Origin of the sequence: Burkholderia sp. M6-3 (genome assembly GCF_050858985.1) — a bacterium.
Taxonomy (GTDB): domain Bacteria; phylum Pseudomonadota; class Gammaproteobacteria; order Burkholderiales; family Burkholderiaceae; genus Paraburkholderia; species Paraburkholderia caledonica.
The window spans coordinates 3,160,137-3,178,066 of the sequence record NZ_CP110091.1 but is presented as its reverse complement, the minus strand read 5'-3'; the positions used below and the strand labels follow the sequence as shown (position 1 = coordinate 3,178,066).

15 protein-coding genes and 3 pseudogenes are annotated in these 17,930 nt (G+C 58.9%); 6 read left to right on the top strand and 12 right to left on the bottom strand.

The window, feature by feature from the left end:
* Nucleotides 1-52: 52 nt before the first annotated feature.
* From OH764_RS31810 to OH764_RS31800, 3 genes are read right to left on the bottom strand one after another with little or no spacing between them, the layout of a single operon-like run.
* Nucleotides 53-1,396 carry a metal-dependent hydrolase family protein gene (locus OH764_RS31810; protein WP_498849961.1) on the bottom strand — a complete coding sequence of 448 codons (1,344 nt, stop codon included), beginning with the start codon at nucleotides 1,394-1,396 and terminating at the stop codon, nucleotides 53-55.
* A gap of 23 nt (nucleotides 1,397-1,419) precedes the next feature.
* Nucleotides 1,420-2,205, bottom strand: coding sequence for an alpha/beta fold hydrolase (locus OH764_RS31805; RefSeq protein ID WP_498849960.1), 786 nt, complete (start codon nucleotides 2,203-2,205; stop codon nucleotides 1,420-1,422).
* A complete protein-coding gene (locus tag OH764_RS31800; RefSeq protein WP_309587218.1) occupies nucleotides 2,202-3,083 on the bottom strand; it encodes a fumarylacetoacetate hydrolase family protein in 882 nt (293 codons plus the stop codon). The genes OH764_RS31805 and OH764_RS31800 overlap by 4 nt, the downstream gene beginning before the upstream one ends.
* 149 nt (nucleotides 3,084-3,232) lie before the next feature.
* Between OH764_RS31800 and OH764_RS31795 the strand changes: the two genes are divergently transcribed.
* The gene (locus OH764_RS31795; protein WP_309587216.1) at nucleotides 3,233-3,946 is read left to right on the top strand and encodes a FadR/GntR family transcriptional regulator; all 714 of its coding nucleotides are present in this window, start codon (nucleotides 3,233-3,235) and stop codon (nucleotides 3,944-3,946) included.
* A gap of 150 nt (nucleotides 3,947-4,096) precedes the next feature.
* On the opposite strand, the pseudogene OH764_RS31790 reads toward OH764_RS31795, so the two are convergent.
* A pseudogene (locus OH764_RS31790) lies at nucleotides 4,097-4,257 on the bottom strand (SOS response-associated peptidase family protein); the annotation flags it as partial.
* A 90-nt stretch (nucleotides 4,258-4,347) separates the two neighbouring features.
* Nucleotides 4,348-5,055 carry a translesion DNA synthesis-associated protein ImuA gene (gene imuA, locus OH764_RS31785; RefSeq protein WP_309587214.1) on the bottom strand — a complete coding sequence of 236 codons (708 nt, stop codon included), beginning with the start codon at nucleotides 5,053-5,055 and terminating at the stop codon, nucleotides 4,348-4,350.
* Between the two features lie 138 nt (nucleotides 5,056-5,193).
* On the opposite strand from imuA, the gene OH764_RS31780 reads away from it, so the two are divergent.
* Nucleotides 5,194-5,403: a hypothetical protein gene (locus tag OH764_RS31780; RefSeq protein WP_498849959.1), complete on the top strand. Its 210-nt coding sequence runs from the start codon at nucleotides 5,194-5,196 to the stop codon at nucleotides 5,401-5,403.
* 26 nt (nucleotides 5,404-5,429) lie between these two features.
* Nucleotides 5,430-5,644: pseudogene (locus OH764_RS31775) on the top strand (hypothetical protein).
* Between the two features lie 21 nt (nucleotides 5,645-5,665).
* On the opposite strand, the gene OH764_RS31770 reads toward OH764_RS31775, so the two are convergent.
* From OH764_RS31770 to ligD, 3 genes are all read right to left on the bottom strand, one after another.
* Nucleotides 5,666-6,475 carry a tetratricopeptide repeat protein gene (locus OH764_RS31770; protein WP_374121824.1) on the bottom strand — a complete coding sequence of 270 codons (810 nt, stop codon included), beginning with the start codon at nucleotides 6,473-6,475 and terminating at the stop codon, nucleotides 5,666-5,668.
* Nucleotides 6,476-6,504: 29 nt separating this feature from the next.
* Entirely contained in the window at nucleotides 6,505-7,455 is a 951-nt protein-coding gene (gene ku, locus OH764_RS31765; RefSeq protein ID WP_309587208.1) for a non-homologous end joining protein Ku, read from the bottom strand.
* Between the two features lie 225 nt (nucleotides 7,456-7,680).
* Complete coding sequence (ligD, locus tag OH764_RS31760; RefSeq protein WP_498849958.1) at nucleotides 7,681-10,137, bottom strand: DNA ligase D; 2,457 nt, start codon at nucleotides 10,135-10,137, stop codon at nucleotides 7,681-7,683.
* Nucleotides 10,138-11,217: 1,080 nt separating this feature from the next.
* On the opposite strand from ligD, the pseudogene OH764_RS31755 reads away from it, so the two are divergent.
* Nucleotides 11,218-11,435: pseudogene (locus tag OH764_RS31755) on the top strand (hypothetical protein).
* 452 nt (nucleotides 11,436-11,887) lie between these two features.
* Here OH764_RS31755 and OH764_RS31750 read toward each other — a convergent pair.
* Together OH764_RS31750 and OH764_RS31745 are read right to left on the bottom strand one after the other, a co-directional pair.
* Nucleotides 11,888-13,216 carry a sensor domain-containing diguanylate cyclase gene (locus OH764_RS31750; RefSeq protein ID WP_498849957.1) on the bottom strand — a complete coding sequence of 443 codons (1,329 nt, stop codon included), beginning with the start codon at nucleotides 13,214-13,216 and terminating at the stop codon, nucleotides 11,888-11,890.
* Nucleotides 13,213-13,584 carry a PAS domain-containing protein gene (locus OH764_RS31745; RefSeq protein WP_498849956.1) on the bottom strand — a complete coding sequence of 124 codons (372 nt, stop codon included), beginning with the start codon at nucleotides 13,582-13,584 and terminating at the stop codon, nucleotides 13,213-13,215. The genes OH764_RS31750 and OH764_RS31745 overlap by 4 nt, the downstream gene beginning before the upstream one ends.
* 736 nt (nucleotides 13,585-14,320) lie before the next feature.
* Between OH764_RS31745 and OH764_RS31740 the strand changes: the two genes are divergently transcribed.
* Nucleotides 14,321-15,127 carry an RMD1 family protein gene (locus tag OH764_RS31740; RefSeq protein ID WP_317015978.1) on the top strand — a complete coding sequence of 269 codons (807 nt, stop codon included), beginning with the start codon at nucleotides 14,321-14,323 and terminating at the stop codon, nucleotides 15,125-15,127.
* Between the two features lie 286 nt (nucleotides 15,128-15,413).
* Here the strand turns inward: OH764_RS31740 and OH764_RS31735 are convergent, their stop codons facing one another.
* On the bottom strand, nucleotides 15,414-16,103 hold the full coding sequence (locus tag OH764_RS31735) for a hypothetical protein (RefSeq protein WP_498849955.1): 690 nt from the start codon (nucleotides 16,101-16,103) through the stop codon (nucleotides 15,414-15,416).
* Nucleotides 16,104-16,587: 484 nt separating this feature from the next.
* On the opposite strand from OH764_RS31735, the gene OH764_RS31730 reads away from it, so the two are divergent.
* Entirely contained in the window at nucleotides 16,588-16,896 is a 309-nt protein-coding gene (locus tag OH764_RS31730) for an acylphosphatase (protein WP_498849954.1), read from the top strand.
* 214 nt (nucleotides 16,897-17,110) lie between these two features.
* On the opposite strand, the gene OH764_RS31725 is transcribed toward OH764_RS31730, so the two are convergent.
* Nucleotides 17,111-17,446 carry a hypothetical protein gene (locus tag OH764_RS31725; protein ID WP_498849953.1) on the bottom strand — a complete coding sequence of 112 codons (336 nt, stop codon included), beginning with the start codon at nucleotides 17,444-17,446 and terminating at the stop codon, nucleotides 17,111-17,113.
* Between the last annotated feature and the right edge of the window lie 484 nt (nucleotides 17,447-17,930).

Here is a 17,930-nt window from a genome sequence, read left to right as displayed (position 1 = left end):
CATTTTTTTAGGAACAAACGACCGGGACTTAGGTGGACGTCCCGGCCGCACTTCAATGGGCTTCGGCGTGCATGGCCTTCTTGACGCCTTCATCCCTCATCGGCTCGTTGCCGCCGGTGACGTGGATAGCACCTTCTGGAGCCTTCATGTCATAGCAACTCTTGATGAGCTCGCCGTCCTTCATGACCAGGGAAATCTTTGCCGGGTCCTGCAGCACCTTGAGGTCTTCCAGCGGGTTGCCGTCGACCAGCACGATGTCTGCGTAGTAGCCTTCGGCCAGTTTCCCGATGCTCTCCGGCTGCATCATCAGTTCGCCGCCGAGCTGCGTCGCCGAGAGGAGTGCTTCCTTGGGCGTCATGCCGATGTACTTGACGAAATACTCAAGGTCGCGGGAATTCGTACCATGCGGCATCCACGCGAAGCCATAATCGCCGCCAGGCAGAATCCTGATGCCTCGCTTATGCATCTTCGTCAGCGTTTCGGAAGCAACCTCCAGCTCACGCGCATAGCCCATCTTCGTCGCGACCTCCTGCGAGATGCCCCATTTCTCAGCGTGGTAAAGCGTGCTGACAAGCCAGCCGATACCGGGAGCCACGAAGTGTTTCTCCTTGTTCGCTTCCAGCATATCCAGCGCTTCTTCGTCCGCAAAGCTCGCGTGGAATACCAGCTCGAGACCATGACGCACGCACTGCTTGACCGACTCGCTCGAACGGGCATGCGCTGCCACGCGTTTGCCGGCACGTTTCGCTTCCGCCGCCAGCATCGCGATTTCTTCCTCGGAGAACGGGGAGGCTTCCGCCGGGATGCCTGCAATGTATTCTCCAGACAGGTTGATTTTCAGATGGTCGACACCGTACTTGATGAACATGCGGGCCGCGCGGCGTACTTCTTCCGGGCCGCTTACCACCTCACCAAAGTTCAGCTCGCGGAATGGTAGATGGGGCAACGTGTTGTCGCCAAGGCCACCAAGGGTGGTAATTTCCTGGCTGCCAGCGAGATAACGCGGCCCGGGGAATTCACCCGCATTGATGGCATTGCGCAACACGACATCAAGACGAGCCTTTGCTGCTGCTGCACCGAGCGCAGACGTGAAGCCCATCTCCAGATAGCGCTTGGCCACCCTGACGCACCACAGGATGTGCTCTTCTGGCGGCATGAACTGGATTGCCGACAGCGAAGGTTGGTCATTCCACGAGAAGTGCGTATGCGCTTCGGTCATGCCCGGCATGATGAAACGTCCGCGACCGTCGATGGTATGCGCACCACTGGCATTCACGCTGTCGCCGTTTTTCGCTACCTTTGCTATCCGGTTATCTTCGACCAGAATTTCACCGATGTACGGGTCCGCGCCAGTGCCGTCGAAAATATTGACGTTGGTAAAAACGATTCTGTTCATGTCTCCTCCGATTGGTGGGAAACTTACTGCATTGACTTATAAAATGCCTTGAGCTCATCGGCGCATTCGGCGGGCTTTTCGAAGGTCGTCCAGTGACCGCAACCGGACAGGACCGTGACCTTGCTCCCCGCGATGCGCTCGCCGATTGCCTTGACAGCAGCCGGTTGACCGACACCGTCTTCATCGCCGGTGACCAGCAATGTCGGCACCGAAATCTTTTCGACTTCGGCTGCCTGCGCGCCAGCCAGTGCTTCACAGCTCTGCGCGTAGCCTTCCGGCGACTGCCGCATCACGCTTTCGCGTACGAGAGCGATGGTGACCGGGCGCTGCGCCTTCGTTTCAGCGCTCGTCGCGCCCTTGACGATAGCGTCGGCAATTTCCTGCACGCCTGCGATTCCCTTCTCGCGGGACAGGGCAGCGCGCGCCTGAATGCCGGGGCGACCTTGTTCCGAAGGCGCCAGCAACGGCCCGAAAAGTGCGAGACTCTTCACGAGCTCGGGATGTTTGATGGCCAGGTGTTGCGCGACGATGGTGCCCATTGAGTGCGCAACGACGTGCGCCTTTGAGACGCCTAGTTCGCCCAGCACACCAGCGAGCGTCTCGACGTAAAGGTCGATGGACAATTGCTCGGACGGGAGCGCGGAGCGCGCGCTGCCAGGCAATTCGGGGCGAACGACTTTCATGCCTTCGAACGCTGAAAGAACTGGCGTCCAGTTGTTGGACGAACCGCCGAGACCGTGAATACAGACTACCGCCTGTCCATCGCCGTCGACTTCTACTGCGACGTTCCTGATTACCTGGGTAGTCATTCGCTCACCTCGTTTTCCAGCACGCCGACGTTTTCGATTTCGATACGGATGACGTCACCTGCCTGGAGGAATTTCGGCGGGCTGAAGCCGATGCCAACGCCAGCTGGGGTGCCGGTCGCAATTACGTCGCCCGGTTGCAGTTCGATGCCGGCCGACAGCGTTTCGATAAGCGTGGGGATGTCGAAAATGAGCTGTTTGGTGTTTGAGTTTTGACGCAACTCACCATTGACCCAGCACTTCACATCAATGTTCTGACCATCCACTTCGTCGGCGGTCACGAGATACGGGCCCATCGGGCAGAAGCCGTCGAGCGATTTGCCGATGAACCATTGACGATGGAGCTTTTGCAGGTCACGAGCGGTGAAGTCGTTGATGACCGTGTAACCGAAGACGTAGTCCATCGCGTCGGCCTTCTTGATGCCGCGACCCGCCTTGCCGATAACGACGCCGAGTTCTGCTTCGTAGTCGAGCTGGCTGGTCACATCGGCGTGACGCGGAATCTTCGCGCCCGGGCCGATGACCGTGCTGGCCGGCTTCGTAAAGACGACAGGTGCTTCGGGGGCGTGTTCGCCGTCCTTGGCGCTACTGTCGAAGCCCGACTTCTGGAATTCAGCCGCGTGCTCGTGATAGTTCTTGCCCACGCAGAAGATGTTCCGACGCGGCTGGTCGATAGGAGCGAGCACTGTTGCGTCGCTGAGGGCACGTCCCTCCCCGTGAGGACGGAGGTCGCCCTTGAATGCGCCGAAAGACTGGACCAATTGGACCATATCCCCGTTAAACTCCGGGACCAGCGTCGAGACCGGCCAGAACACTGATTTGTCGGCATCGACGACTGCGATAAGCGCAGCGCCGTCCACGTGGAGGTTTGCAAGTTTCATGAAATGGCTCCTGAAGTAGTCCAATTGGTTTGCGTAGGTCGTACTGTAGAACCATATTGGACGCTTAGCAAGTGAGGGTTAACCAATAACGCTACCAATTGGTACTTAATGTGGTATGATTCACTTAATGGAAACCGAGGGAACTCAAGATGGGTGATGTCGAGACAAAGAGCCCTGTACGGGCAGCTGGCGCGAAGGCGCTGGCCGCATACCTTCACGATGAGATTGCGTCGGGTCGGATGCGCGATGGCGTCAAACTGCCCGCTGAGCGTCAACTGAGCGAGCAGTTCGGCGCGTCTCGTGGTGCTGTCAGGCGTGTCCTGCAGGACTTGAAGGACCGCGGGCTGATTACGCAGACAGTAGGCAGCGGGACCTTTGTGCTTCCCGGCGCTGCGAACGCATTGCCCGCGCCGGAAATCGTCATTGACGAAATATCCGAGACGCAGACCAGTCCTGCTGAGCTGATGGAAGCGCGCCTCCTCATCGAACCGTTGATGCCGAAGCTGATTGCGCGTAACGCCACGTCATCGGACTTCGCCCGGATGATGGAGTGCATTGAGCGGTCCGAAGCGGCGCAGACCGTCGAGGAGTTCGAGCATTGGGACGGCGAGTTGCATCGCACGTTCGCACTCGCGACCCACAACTCTTTCTTCCTCAAGGTGCTTGAACTGACTAACCGCGTTCGCGAACAGGGCGAATGGGGCCGGCTCAAGCGCCACTCACTGACGCCCGAACGCCGTAAAGAATACGAAGCGCAGCACAGAGCGATTGTCGAAGCACTGCGTGACCGCGATGCCGAACAAGCTGGCCAGGTACTGACAGGTCACCTGCGCCAGATTCAGCACAACCTGTTCGGGTTTTAAGCCACCAGCCGGAAAGATTTAACTGTGGTCTTTTTTGATATTGGATTGGGCCTATCAGAGACTCGCACCGCTTGAATCGCTTATGAAGAGGAGCCGGAGGCCACTGTTTATCAGCAAGAGCGCTTAAATCTTAAGGCTGTTTGCTTCAGCCGGTTCGGCGAAGGCGTCTCCCATGGCCTTCGGTGTTTTCGCTTTGCTGATTCCCTCCGCGCGCTCGAAGAACAGCCGGGCGAACTCGTGGTTTCCATGATGGCGCCAAAGGTACGTACAAGTTTTCGATAATCTGCTACGACCTGAGCCGAGTAGCACATGAATGCCTCCGTTCGATGCTGTCATGATAAGCACACCCCGGGCCGCGGCCCGGCAACGCAACGTTCATGCACGACGTTACCGCAATGACTTCAGGCGAGCACTTCCTTCCGCTGACCTCCAGTCGCGACTTCGGCAGGTGACCCGCGCGAGAGACGCTCATGTCGTGACAGCAGGACGGGGGTAGGTTGCAGGGCAACGGCAAGGGGCTCCCCACATGAGGGTCCTCGTCGTTTCACAATGTCGACGGTCAGGCCGTCGGCAGAGGGTCTGAGCGCCAGGCGCAATAGTGCCGGTGACGCGTCCTGTGCTGCGGCGAGCGGCCGGACCATCACAAAGAGAGTTTCCGATGACTGCGCCGCAAGGTGCAGCCGTCGAAGCGATGAAGACTGCGCGTACTGAGTCCAGAAAATGAGGGCTCCGCAACTTCCTGCCCGCAATATCTGCTCTACCGACCAGAGCGCGTCCGCAGTCTTCGGTGCCTTGACGCGAAACATCTGTTCGAGCGTCAGGCCGATGTAGGCGAGCCCGAGCCCGTCGGGTGTATGTGGCGGTTGAACGAATGCGATGGGCCTGCTCCCCGTTTGGGTCAGCGCAGGACGCAGCAGCCGAAGTTCTCCGACACCTGGGTGCTGCACGAGAAAGTCCACCAGTGCACCTACCGGCCATCCGCCGCCCGGCAGTTCCGCTGACAGGACCGGGTAGCCCGTCTCGACTACCCGGCCTCGCCCATGTGCCAGCTGCGACGCCCGCCACAGGGACGGGTCTATCGATTCGGGAGACGGCGTGACAGTGGTCATTGCGAAAAACACCTGTATGGATGTACAGTATCCTACAAGTGAGGCTGTTAAATGTTAACCGGCGTTTCTTGACCTTGTCAGCGAAGCCCATGAGCCGGCTGCAGGGTGAGAGGCATGGTGTTTCCCAAGAGGTGGAACATGAGAGCGGATGTTTGGGTCCGGGAGGCCCAGCGAGAATCGAGCCTAGTCGACGCGCTGTATAAAGCGCGCAACCTTATATCGATGCACAACGGCATTACTGTGCGATGCCACGGCGAGGAATGGGCGCTGGACTTCGGTCAGGAGCTTGAGGCGATTGACGCAGCGTTGAAGACGGCCGGAATCGACGTCGCGCGCTTTCGGCAATAGGAAGTAGCCATTTGCAGGGGCAAGGGATGCAAGCCGATGTGTTGCGTGGATACGCGCTATGGGGACATGCGATAGAAGAGGGAAAGGTTTGTCCCAACTCGCGATACGCAGCGAGCGGCACAATCACGCGCGACAATAAGTTCGTCGAAGCCTCAGGCGTTCGGGGTCTATTTAACGACGCGCAGACGCAGAAGAAGCGGGACTAACATGGGCGCGCGCCTGGATTGACAGCAATGGATAACGGCGCGCGATTGAAGACTGTTCAGCCGACGAGCCGACGATAAGCGCTTAGATGTCGGACGAGGCCTTGCTTGTCGCCACGAATCTCGCTCAGTCTTGCGAGGTTGAAATGAGCATCAGCATGCGTCGGGTCGAGTTCTATGCTTCGCTGATAGGCCGCTTCGGCAGCATCGTAGCGTTTAAGCTCTTCGAGGACGACCGCGCGATTGAAGTGCAGTAACGCATCCTCGGGAAAGTGCTCAAGCGCATCTTCAAAAATGGACAATGCTTCATCGCAGCGCGTCTTCGCCTCGCATAGCAATACGCCCAAGTTGGTATATGCGTCGTAGTGCGGTGATGACGAGAGCTCGAGCACTTTCCGGTAGGCCTGCTCCGCGCCGACAGCGTCGGTTTCGGTCAACTGTTCGGCTAGTGCGAACCATTCTTCTGCCTGTTCTTCGCGGTTCTCCTGGTTTCGCGGTACGGAGTCGAGAAACGCCACGTCCCCCCGGATAGGCGCGACCTCAAAGTCAAGCAGATGCTGGCCCGAATCAGCGTCCCACTGCGCCTGTCCTGACTTCACGGCGACGGTCTCGCCCACAGACGTAATTCGAATCCCGGACAGTGGAAGCTCATCAGGGAGTTCGGATTTCAGCTTGGCAAGCGCCCTCAGAATTTTTCGTGCGGAGACTTTGGCCGATTGCAGCTGGAACGCAGTGCGCAGCAGCACAACATCCTGGAAGGAAAATCGAAGCTCGTTGCGTCGGCCACGCGACGGGTGGACAAATCCAGCGTCAATCAGCCCGGAAAGCACCCGGCGCGACACGCCCAGCAGCGATTGAAGGCTGCGCAACGAGTAATCGTTAGACTGGCTCGGTCTTGTCACTTGCGTGCCCGGACCTTGGCTGGGGGCGCCTCTTTGACGTCCGCTTTCGGTGTCGCGCGCTTGACCGGCCGACGCGGTTTGGCGGCGAGTACTTCGACCTCGGCAGGTGAAGTCTTTTTCGTCGCCGGCGTCTTTGGCGCCGCTGTCGTCACAGGTGTCTCACGCCTGTCCTTATTGGCGCTGAGACTGGCGCGGAGTGCTTCCATCAGGTCAATCACCTGACCGCCCGACTCTTCGGCCGGTGCCTCCGGCGAAACAATCTGTTTGCCTGCTATCTTCCGGTCAATGGCTTCCAGTATCCGCTTCTTCTCTTCGTCCTCGTAAGCCGTCGGGTCATAGGCGTCTTCCGACACCTGGTCGATAATTTGCAGCGCGAGTTTGAGCTCTGTATCGCTCACGGTCACGTGTTCGATATGCAAATCGCTCAGCGCGCGCACCTCATCGGCGAACAGCAGTTGCTGGAAGACCATGCCGTCTTCGGCAGGCCTTATCTGCACGATTCGGGTCTTGCCTTTGTACGACCATTTTGCCAGCGCGCAGCGTCCGCTTTCTCGCATCGCAAGCTGAAGCAGGCTGTACGGTTTGCCACCGCGTTTGTCCGGCGCGATGAAGTACGCCTTGTCGTAGTACAAGGGGTCCACTGACTTCTCGGGAACGAACGACACAATCTCCACGACGTGGCTCGCGCCTTCTTCCAGCGCTTTCAGTTCTTCCGGAGCGAAGACGACGAACTGCCCCTTCTCGAACTCGTACCCTTTCTTCATGTCCGCTCTAGCCACCACAGCGCCCGTGGCCTCAGAGATGTACTGCTGCTTTACGCGGCCACCCTCCGGCGTCAGAAGATTGAAGCCCACACCCGCGGCACTATCCGTCGCCGAATACAGTTTCACCGGAATGGACACAAGACCGAAGGACAGTGTTAGCGATGCGATGGAACGAGCCGCCATGTGAGCCTCCTGTGAGCGGACGCGGTAATTTATCGGCGCTGCAATGATTCAAAGTCCGCAGGCCCGGTTGCACGCGACAGAGCACGTCTTGTGCCGGTGAGTGGCAGGTCCGCATCGTGAGACTGAGATTGGCTCACGGACATGTCAGCGCCTGCCGCGCTGGAACGAATCTCTCGCCTGTAGCCTCTATTCCTGCCAGCGCCAGCCGTTTGCATCCCAGGCAATTCATCGCAGGCGCTTTATCGCCGACGCCGCCGACTGTTTCGCTGACCAGTAACCATCCCATGGGTCTCGCGTCTGAAAGCTAAGATACTCCCTCGCCGTTTGCACCGTCCACTGTGCACCGCTTTTAAGGTCGGACAGTTGTTCCCATGACACGGGCATCGAGACGCCCATTCCTGGCCGCGCCCGCGCGGAGAAGGCGGCGGCGGTGGTTTGCGCCTTGCCATTGCGCAGGTAATCGACATAGATTTTGCCGATTCGGTTGGCTGCCCCTGATGTTGCGGAAAAGCGGTCGGGAATCGTTTTCGCCAGATGTCTGACGAACGCCTGCGAGAACGACTTGACGGATTTGTAGTCGAGTCTGGGCGCAAGCGGGACGACGACGTGCAGCCCCTTACCGCCGCTCGTCTTCAACCACGCCTGCAGGTCAAGCTCCTCAAGCAACGCCCGCGTAAGAAGCGCGGCCTCCTGAACTTGCTTCCACTTCACTCCCTCGCCAGGGTCGAGGTCGAAGATGACCCTGTCCGGTGTATCAATGTGCTCGGTCGTTGAATTCCACGTATGAAACTCAACGACATTCATCTGCGCTGCCGACAGCAGCGCGTCTGCCGTATCGACCGTGAGCACGGGCGGATGATTCATCCACAGATTGCGGTCGTGCGCCTTCAGTCCGGGCATTGCGGTCTTTTCCGCGTGTTTCTGGAAAAACGTCTGACCGGCTATACCCGCCGGCGCGCGAACCATTGCAATTGGCCGGTCTACAAGGTGCGGCAGCATCCACTCGGCGACGCTTTCGTAGTACCGGATGAGTTCGAGTTTGCTGACGCCGCTCGCAGGGTCAATGACGCGCTCCGGATGCGTGACCTTCACCTGAGTGAGAGGAGCAGGCCTCAGCGCTTCTCCGGTTTCGCGGATTACGCGGTGCGCGGGCTTATCGACACGCAAGCCCTTAAAGGACGCCTGCCGGACATCGCCTTCGCCTGTCCACTCCGCAAACTCGACCTCGGCAACCAGCTCTGGATGTACCCAACGTTCAGCGCCGGCGGCACGCCTGGACCAGCGGCCTGGCTTTGATACCGCAACGTCGAACGGGCTCGTATCGCGTTCCAGAGGAAGCAGGCGCTGCCAGAGGTCCCGACCCGTTCGAGCGTTCCACCCAGTGCCCACGCTACCCGCGTCGTGAAGCTTTTTGCCTACGTAGTAGCCGAGCAGCAAACTGCCCACTTCGCCCTCCTTGCCGCCCCTGGCAGTGAAACCGCAGATGACCAACTCCTGTCGCAGTCGGCATTTCGCTTTAACCCAGGTCTGCGTCCTTCCGGACTCATATCGGGCGTCCCGGCGTTTCAACATCAGGCCTTCAAGACCCAAACCTGCTGCGGCCTCGAATATCTGGGCGACTGGAGCGTCGAAATCCTGACTAAAGCGTATGCGGTCGCTACCTTTCCCAAGTAACTGGGCTAGCCGCGCGCGCCTTGCCCATAAGGGGACGTTCTTGAAGTCTTTGCCATCACAGTACGGCAGGTCGAACAGAAAATAGATGATTTCGTCATTCGCTGCGCCGTCTATCGCATCTTGCAGAGCGCCGAAGTTGGGCAGGCCGTTGCTGAGTACAACTATTTCGCCATCAAGCCATCCGCTGGAAAGAGGGAGTTCTCCAACCTCGATGGCCAGCCTTGCAAGCTTCTTTGTCCAGTCGTGGCCGCCACTGGTGAACAACCGTACACGCCCCTTGTCGACCCGGGCGAGAAGTCTATAACCATCCAGCTTGGACTCGACTATCCAGTCACCCGTCGTCGGTAGCGATGAAGCTAGCGTTGCCCTCTGCGGTTCGAGTTTGGCGGGTAGCGGCGAGCAGACTGCGGCCGACAGGTCTATCGCCAGCAGAGTGTCAGGCGCGGGCCGCGCTACTTTCGGCTCACGCTCTTCGACGAGACCGAGTGGTTTTGTCGTGACGCTGTCGGGCAGCGCCTTAATGACGTCATACTCAGATAACGGTTGCGCCCAGTCGTCGCGCTTCTTGAAAAGCATCCACTGGTCTTGTTTGTCTTCCGGCTTTGAGATTCTGACCAGCTCCCACAGACCGGCGAGCTTTTCGCCATGGAGGCGGAACACCAGCTTGCCGGCCTTCATTGCCTTTCGAGGGTCCCCGACAGGCTCCCACGTCCCACGGTCCCACACTATCACCGTGCCGGCGCCGTACTGCTTTGGCGGAATCGTTCCTTCAAACGTCGCATACTCGACCGGATGGTCCTCCACGTGGACGGCCATTCTCTTTTCTTTCGGGTCGTAGCATGGGCCCTTGGGTACCGCCCAGGAAAGCAGCACGCCGTCGAGTTCCAGGCGGAAGTCGTAATGCAGGCGGCTCGCCCAATGCTTCTGGATGACGAAACCGAGGCGCGCCGGGCGACGGGTCGCTCGTCTCGCAGGCGCCGGTTCGGGCGTATGCGCGAAGTCTCGCATCTTCCCGTAACGGCTTAGAGCTGGAGATTGCGAACCGCGTGCTGTAGCCATTGAGCAGTCGAACGAAGAGCCGCGTTGTGAACGATGCCCGACTACCCTGTCGGGCGCACACTACATCTCGCGCGATATCCGGCCTGTCATGCGGTACGAATCGCGCGGGAACTACTCGACGCGAAAGCCTGCGACCGACCGCAGGTTCGACGTCGGTTGCTAGGGTGGGCGCAGCCTAACTTCGAGCTTCTGTGCCTTGGAGTTCTCCGTGCTTGTGGGAATGCGTTGTCGCGTACTTCAGTTCGAAGTGCGCGCCCTTGCCGAACTGAGTAGATGCCTGAGACTTTCACTATTGCGCCCGGCTTGTAGGAATTGTCGCCTGCCATCGCCACTCCTTATATGGTGGTAGAGACACTACGAACAGCAAACGACGTTCCGAGCTCCTTGACACCTGGACGTCACAACGCACGCCAGATGTCATTGCGCGATAACCTGTATGGATGTACAGTGCTAGGCTGGTATTTTCGTGACGGCGAAGGGCCAGTTTTCCGGAACAAAGACGCAGTCGATGGGCGTGGGCCAAGCCGCGAGCCTCCCCACGCCGGGATTGCGACGTTTGCGGCGCAGGGTTAATCGGCGCTCGGCGAGTTCGCGTCGTTGGGTCGTCGAGTCCGTCGCCTTCGAATGTCTGGGGCGCGTTAGCGAAACCATTCCGGAGGCCACTGAGCAAGGGGAAAGCGTGCGAAGACTTGGACTTGCGTTGTTGACGGCGGCGCTTACGCCGACTGCTTTCGGAGCCGGCATATATTCGGAAGTCTGGAATCCGCCGGAGGCGCGCGCGACTGCGCCACACAGGGCGCCTGCCCTGCACAAGCTCGCCGTGCGGCGGCACGTGGCTTTGCATTCGAAGAAGGTGTATTCGCGGCGCACATCGGCGCCCGCATCAAAGCTCGTCGCGAAACAAGGCAATGTGCCAAGGACTTTGCCTGAAGACGAACCGGACACGTCTGAAATTCCGCGGCAAGTCACACCGGAGGGCAACGTCCTTCGTGTGAGAGGCCACGCGCTATCCGCTCACATCGTGCGCTAATGCAATCGCAAAGCTACCAAGGGTATCAAGTGTGGGGACACTCAATCGTTGAGCACGATGGCCAGTTGCAGAGGAACGTTATGCGGCGAGCGGAACCATCACCATTCGCGGCAAGCTTGTCCATGCTTCAGGTGTCCTTGGTCTTTATGAAAGTGAGGAGGACGCTGAGCTTGCAGGGTTGGATTGGGCTCGCGCGTGCGTCGATGCTCATAGCTAGAGCTATCAGCCGCACTGCGTTGCAGCACTGCGTTGAGCCGGGCCAAGGTGGTTCCATCTTTCCCTGCGCATGAGGCTTCCTCGCGCATCCGAGGATGCGGTCGCCCCCCCTAAAAAGAGTCCCATCCATTGAATGGCTTTAATGTCTGAGAGACTCTTCGATGATACGAATGAGTAAAGACATATCTAGCGAACGGGGTTTTAACTTTTTTGTGGCGGCCACTTTAGATGGGCGCGTCTTACTTTGTAGGCGGATGTTAGATGCCAGCGGGTCGCGGAGCATCCTTAGCAGATACCTCACACAAGGTTTTTTACCGGCGCCGGCTCCGTTACGCAGTTTGCCCAGCCCAGCACACGCTCATAAGTACGAACCCTAAAAGCGGTCACCTGCTTGACCGAAGCAATGCCTGCCGCTGTGCGTGGCCGCACGGTGGTCCCACCATTGATAGCTCATCACTTTTGACGCAGGCTGCCTTCGTCGGCGGCGGACGTCGCTGCGCCATCCGCGCTCCGGACGCAGTTCCGGCCTGCTCTTTTTGCGTTATACAGAGCCTTGTCGGCGGCAGCTAGCAACTCTTGAAGCGTCGGGGCTGCGTCTCCCAGGCTCGCGACACCCAGGCTTATCGTCGCCCTCAACTGTCCGACTCCGGTCTCAATACTGGCGCGTTCTACCGCTCGCCTCAGTCGCTCAGCGACCTCCATTGCCTCGTGCGTCGTGGTGGAAGGTAGCATCAGGACGAACTCCTCCCCGCCGAGCCTTGCGACGACATCCGATACTCGCAGCACTGCCTTCGCCTCGGCGGCGATACGCTTCAGGACCTCATCGCCGGCCTGATGCCCTGCAGTGTCGTTGATACGTTTGAAGTGGTCCGCGTCCAGCATAACGACAGACAATGTCCGGCCCTGCCTTTTGGCGCGTGCAACCTCCGATTCCGCAATTTCGAAGAAGTGCGCCCGACTGGTCGCCCCGGTCAGATGGTCAGTTGTGAGGAGGCGCTTGAGGTTGTCGCTGTTAACCTTTCGCTCAGTCACGTCGCGCAAGACTACCGAGTATCCTGAAATATCACCTTCCACCTCGCGGAGCACGGCCACGAGCAATTGGCCCCAGTAGCGACGACCGGTCTTTGTTTCGCACCAGAACTCTTCGACATGCCACCCCTCGTCACGCGTCAGGGCAATGTGCTCGGGTGAGTGGTGTGAAGCGGCTTCGCCCCTCGCATAGAAGCGGGCAAGCGTTCGCCCGATAACGTCCGGCTCCACGAAGCCCGTCAAGCGCTCGACAGATGAATTCCAGCTTTCGATACGACCGCGCGAGTCCAGCGTAAAGAACGCGAAGTCATTGACACTCGTGTAGATTCCGGCCAGCCACGCCTCCGTCTGCCGGGCCCGACGCTCGGCAGCGACCTGTCGCGAGATATCCGACAAGACCGTCATCAGCAAATTGGCGGCCACCTTGATGATGGAACAGCCAAGGACGACAGGGCCATCCTTAGCTTGTGTCACAAACACTCGATGGTTCTCGCAGACGGGCCCGCGCTCCGCCTGAAAACTGCTCACCAGATTGCGAAGCTCCGGTGCGACGGACGCAAGGCTATCAAAGATGTTTTCCATGCTTCCGTCTTTCACCAGAGGCATCAGAAGCTGTGCCGCGAGCGGGTTCATCATGTCAACAACGCCGCGTTTGTCACTGCGGACAATGCCGACCGGTGAAAGATACATGAACGACAGCAGGGCCTCATACTCCGCCTCGACGTCGTTCGGTTCTATGTTCGCCGTGCTCAACTTGTCGCCCTTCGCTCAATCAGCACAAAACGCGTCGCGTACCCCGGAGCTTTGAGCAACCGCAGGCGCACTGGCGTAGGCCGCATCCGCAAGGTCAGGACGTAGGGAACTATGTGGTCAAGTTCGTCCTCGTCAGCAAATCGCTGCGCCACCATGAAGTTGTTCATACACGGCGCCACTTCCTCGAAGAAGTGCTTCCCGAGCACTCTATCCGGTCGCAACCCAGCGTTTTTCGATTCCGTTGCGTTGTACAACGTGACAATCGCGTCGGGAGCGAAGCCGATAACGCCGAAAGGCAGCGCATCGAGGTGCTCGCCATCCAGCGCGAGGAGTTCTTCAATCCGCACAGCTTCAAATTCTTTATTCATTTTCGTCTCGCCCCGTCCTGTCACACAGAGTCGGCTTGATGGTCTGGTTCACGCAATAGGGAGCAGCCGCAACGCAAATCACTGCAGATACGTTGTCGGCCGCGCGAGTCGAAACTTTAGCCGATGTGCGACATGAAGTGAGTCGTTGCCGCATGCCCACATCGTCGCTTGGGAACCCGCTCGGTGCGCGAGGCCGGTAATTGCTCGCCCGAAGAACCGGCGGAAGCTGGAGAGTGGCGGGGAAGGCATTACAGCCGCGGGCAAGTTCAGACGAAACTGGTCCTTCGACCTGTCGATACCCGCGACGAGCAGTTACAAAGGATTGCACTGTCGCGGCGAACAAAGACTACAGGGATGGCGGCCGACGTTGTCATGTCGTTGGACCGCCATCGTCTGCGGCAACTTCCTGGCGCCGCGGCACGGCCACCCGACGAGCTGCGGCGGCGGGTCGGTCCTGCCCGCGGCAAGCCCTGAGTCACGAGACCGTACTTTCGCGTCCAGAGTGAGGGTGCAGCGTAGCGATGAGCGCCGTGAGTTCATCAATGTTGAACGGTTTGGAAAGCAAAGTAATGCCAAGACGTTTTGCCCGGTCAAGCTCGTTAGCATAAGCGACCCGCCACTTGTTAGAAGGCCCGCTTTTCCAGAGGGCTTTTTCTTGGAATATGCGACGTGCTCAGGCGCTTGGCTGGCTACGGCATTTATACTTTCGATGACTTCAACGAATTGAAGTGACCCAATGTCGAATCTCGCCATCAGTTCGCTTCCGCAGGTACAGGCTCGTGCACATCTCATCGCCGACCGGATTGACCTCAAGAACTTCAAAATCACGGATTCACTCGCCACCACGCCTCTGACCGTAACGGTAGGGGGGGCTGACGGCATCGCCGTTCTTTTCAGGTACGGCGTCGTCGTGCTTTTTGGTGTGTCGCTTGGTGATGAACAACGGTTTCTCTCCTCGTTAGGTCAGTTGCTGTACAACGCCTACGGGCGACCTCAGCTCGAAGAAATCGCCATCCAGAGCGGCAAGACGAACGTTGCGGTGCAAGGCGGTGCAGTCTGGCTCGATGCGCTGACGTTGGAAAAGGCTCAAGTGATAGCGGACAGCCTCAGCAAAAGCCTTGTGCTGTCGATGTACGAAGACAAGACCGCGAGCGAGTTCGATAGCATCATTCCGCTGGCATCGGAACTGGCGAGAACGGGAAAGGTGAGCGCGGACGCCAAAACGCTACTCTCAAAAATTGGCGGGATGCTCCTAATCGAACACCGCATGGTCGGCCGGGCTGAAATCGGCGACAAGCCGGAGACCCTTTGGGAACACCCGGAGCTCGGCGGCCTCTATGCACTATTGGAGGACGAATACGAACTGCACGAGCGACAAGCCGCGCTTGAACGCAAGCTGCAGCTAATTTCGGGAACTGCGCAAACCCTGGCCGAAATCGCGGAAACCAAACACGTTCACCGCCTCGAATGGTATGTCATAGGGCTTATTGCCCTTGAAATCGTGATTGGTTTGGCGGACCTGGCGCATAAATTCCTTTTCTGAGTGCTTTCGCCTGGCTGGCCGTCGTGCTGCCCGCAGAACCCTTGCGCCCTGCAAATGCGAAGACGTCCGAACCTCGCTGGCACTCGCAATTGAGATTAACCCGGCATACCTGATTGACGAGCGGGTCGACCAACGCACCAATCTGCGCCGGGTATTCATGCCGCGGTTTGACGCTACCAAAAAGTGCCCGACGGTCAGGGCTACCAGTCCGCGGTGTGGAATGGCAGCGCGCCGTCCATCCAATCGGTGTTGGCCGCATGCCATGCCGATGATGAGGTGCGTCAATTCAGCGGTTCTTCTTACCGCGGGCCCTTCGGTAATTGGTCGTTATGCCCAACGCCTTGTTCCGGCGGATGATGAATGCGCTAAGTGGAATAGCGATAAGGATGAGCACTATGAGCGCGACGGTCAGCCTCCTTTCGCGGCGCGCGTCGTACGGGCTGGACGCGGATGACATATCCCGCGGTGAGAGCGTGTTACTTGCGGCCGGTTGCAGCAGCGCGGCGCTGGCCTCAGTGCCTTGCGCCACAGAGGCTCCAGATGTTGGTGATGCTGCGGCAGCAGAAAGACTGAGCTCGTCAAGAGGAACAACGCCTGCACCCGATGTCGGTCCAACGGAAGCCAAGTTGGGTGCGGCAGCCATACCCGGAGCGGGCGCAGCGGCAGTTTTCGCCTCCACGGGCTTAGCTTTCGTTTTCCATTGCACGAGGACCGTGCCGATGCAGCAAACGTCGGCATTCGCGTTCCCGAAGTGCCCGCTTTGAGCGAGTTGCCCGGGTGATAGGTTACCGCTGCTGAGAAGGGCCTGTTGCTGAGCGAAGGTACCGTTGTGCTCGTTGTTCAGAATGGCGTGCTTACAGATGACGCGCTCGGCTGGTTGGCGGGTTGCCGCGCATTCAATGCCACTGGCCGATGCTCCGGTCCAAGCGAGGACGGCGATGTACAGCAGCAGTTCCAGACACTGCCTCGAACGCACCAGACCTCCTTGTATTCTGTGTATTCTGTGACCGTCCTTTGGCATGTTCCGAATCCCGTCATGACACGTTGGCATCCAAACGTTTCAGCGCGAAGGGTATATGTCGCAAGAAGCGGGTTTGATGAGTCTCTAGCATATGAAGCCCTCGAGCATCCGAGCATGTGCATTCAAGATGCCGTTGAGGGGGAGCAGCGCCAGTTGCTGACTCCGCATCACCGATACCCGCCCGCCGCTTGCACGCTCTTGCGCGTTGAGATGCATGCGTGCATCTTGTGCCGATTCAATGTCGCCCACCGAACTTGCCCGGTCAACTCGGAGTGCCCGCCGGCACACCCACAGGCGTATGGTACCGAATGGGCGGGGATTTCCAGCAGAGACCAGTTGGTCCCGCCCAGTCAAGGATGCGCAAGCACGCAATTGCAGCCGACCCGCCGCATCGAGAGGCCAGTGTAATTGCTCCTCTACTCACTGCGAGAGCACACGCATGAACACTGACGACAACGATGGAACGCTTGAAACCCGGCTGGTTAAGGTCCGTGGCCAGGTGCAGGGCATCGGCTATCGGGAGGCCTGCGTGCGCTACGCGAGAGCGCTGGGCGTCACCGGCTGGGTACGTAACCGCATGGACGGTTCGGTCGAAGCGATGCTGCAGGGTTCGCCCGAGCAGCTTGCCGATATGTGCGCCTGGTTATGCGAGGGAATGTCCGCAGCTCTTGTGGATGAGCTTGAGGCAACCGAGGTGCAGCCGCCGTTCGCTAGCTTTGACGACTTCGAGCACCTGCCCACCCTGTAGGGGCAGGCAAATCGCTCCAATGAAAGACTGTACAAACACCACTTCGAGCCTGAGGCGCGTTGACTTCGACGTTTTTCGAGAAGGTTTCGCGACTCCGAATACGAGACCCTGACGGTCGCCGTCAGTGTTTGTACAGCCTCAATTATCCGAAAAAACCGATTACAACGTAGAAGCACCGCCGGCTCGCCCACCGGCCTATGAGTCGAGCGCCGGATTAACTGCCAGCACCCGCCTCGCACTTCTTCAAAAACGACGCCTTCGCAGCGCCGGCGAGAGGTCGGCCGTCTTTTCCAACTGCCTTGGCTTCACATGCGGTCGACGCCGCACTCTTGGCATTGCCCTCGCACTTTTTCATGAAGGATGACTTCGCTGCACCGGTCAACGGCTTCCCATTTTTTCCAATTGCCTGGGTTTCACAGCTAGACGACGCTGACTGAGCTGCAGCAGCGGGAGCTGCAGCCTTGCTGGATGCCGCCGGCGCGGACGTCTGGGCGTACGAGGCGCTTATGGAGAACAATGCTGCAATAGCAACCGCATAAAATTTGTTCATTGCTATGTCCCTCCTCAGGATGTGAGGCCCGTTGCCCCTCCGATATAAACGTGCGAGCCGTCGCCCCGTTGACGTCACGTGATTCGTCGAAATGTAACGGTTCGTCTCGCAAACCAATCGGCCTAGGTGAATCAAGAGTCTCTTTCGGTTTGCGGATTTCGGCGCCAATTCTCGTCCGGACGACCGGCGTCTTGCGGGCTTTTACCAGGCGAGTTATTTCCAAAAGAGTTCGCGCGCATCACGCGCTGTCCTCGTGCCACAAATGGTCGTGCACTCACCCACAAACGCGGAGTCGACCGGACATGATTCGCTACGCCGCGGGGTAGCCTGCTGGGGCATCGCCTGCAAGCGGCAGCAGGAAGCAGAAGCAAATGCTTTCGCCTGCTTGGCTTATCGGGCTGCGAGAAATCGCTCTTATCGAAGGAGAGTCGCGCTCAGTTCCGAGTGCGGCCAATCATGCGCTGTCGAGGGCCGCCAGCGGCAA

Coding starts and splice junctions, on each gene's coding strand:
- OH764_RS31810 (WP_498849961.1), bottom strand. CDS start 1,396: ATGAACAGAATCGTTTTTACCAACGTCAATATTTTCGACGGCACTGGC.
- OH764_RS31805 (WP_498849960.1), bottom strand. CDS start 2,205: ATGACTACCCAGGTAATCAGGAACGTCGCAGTAGAAGTCGACGGCGAT.
- OH764_RS31800 (WP_309587218.1), bottom strand. CDS start 3,083: ATGAAACTTGCAAACCTCCACGTGGACGGCGCTGCGCTTATCGCAGTC.
- OH764_RS31795 (WP_309587216.1), top strand. CDS start 3,233: ATGGGTGATGTCGAGACAAAGAGCCCTGTACGGGCAGCTGGCGCGAAG.
- imuA (WP_309587214.1), bottom strand. CDS start 5,055: ATGACCACTGTCACGCCGTCTCCCGAATCGATAGACCCGTCCCTGTGG.
- OH764_RS31780 (WP_498849959.1), top strand. CDS start 5,194: ATGAGAGCGGATGTTTGGGTCCGGGAGGCCCAGCGAGAATCGAGCCTA.
- ku (WP_309587208.1), bottom strand. CDS start 7,455: ATGGCGGCTCGTTCCATCGCATCGCTAACACTGTCCTTCGGTCTTGTG.
- ligD (WP_498849958.1), bottom strand. CDS start 10,137: ATGCGAGACTTCGCGCATACGCCCGAACCGGCGCCTGCGAGACGAGCG.
- OH764_RS31745 (WP_498849956.1), bottom strand. CDS start 13,584: ATGAATAAAGAATTTGAAGCTGTGCGGATTGAAGAACTCCTCGCGCTG.
- OH764_RS31740 (WP_317015978.1), top strand. CDS start 14,321: ATGTCGAATCTCGCCATCAGTTCGCTTCCGCAGGTACAGGCTCGTGCA.
- OH764_RS31730 (WP_498849954.1), top strand. CDS start 16,588: ATGAACACTGACGACAACGATGGAACGCTTGAAACCCGGCTGGTTAAG.
- OH764_RS31725 (WP_498849953.1), bottom strand. CDS start 17,446: ATGAACAAATTTTATGCGGTTGCTATTGCAGCATTGTTCTCCATAAGC.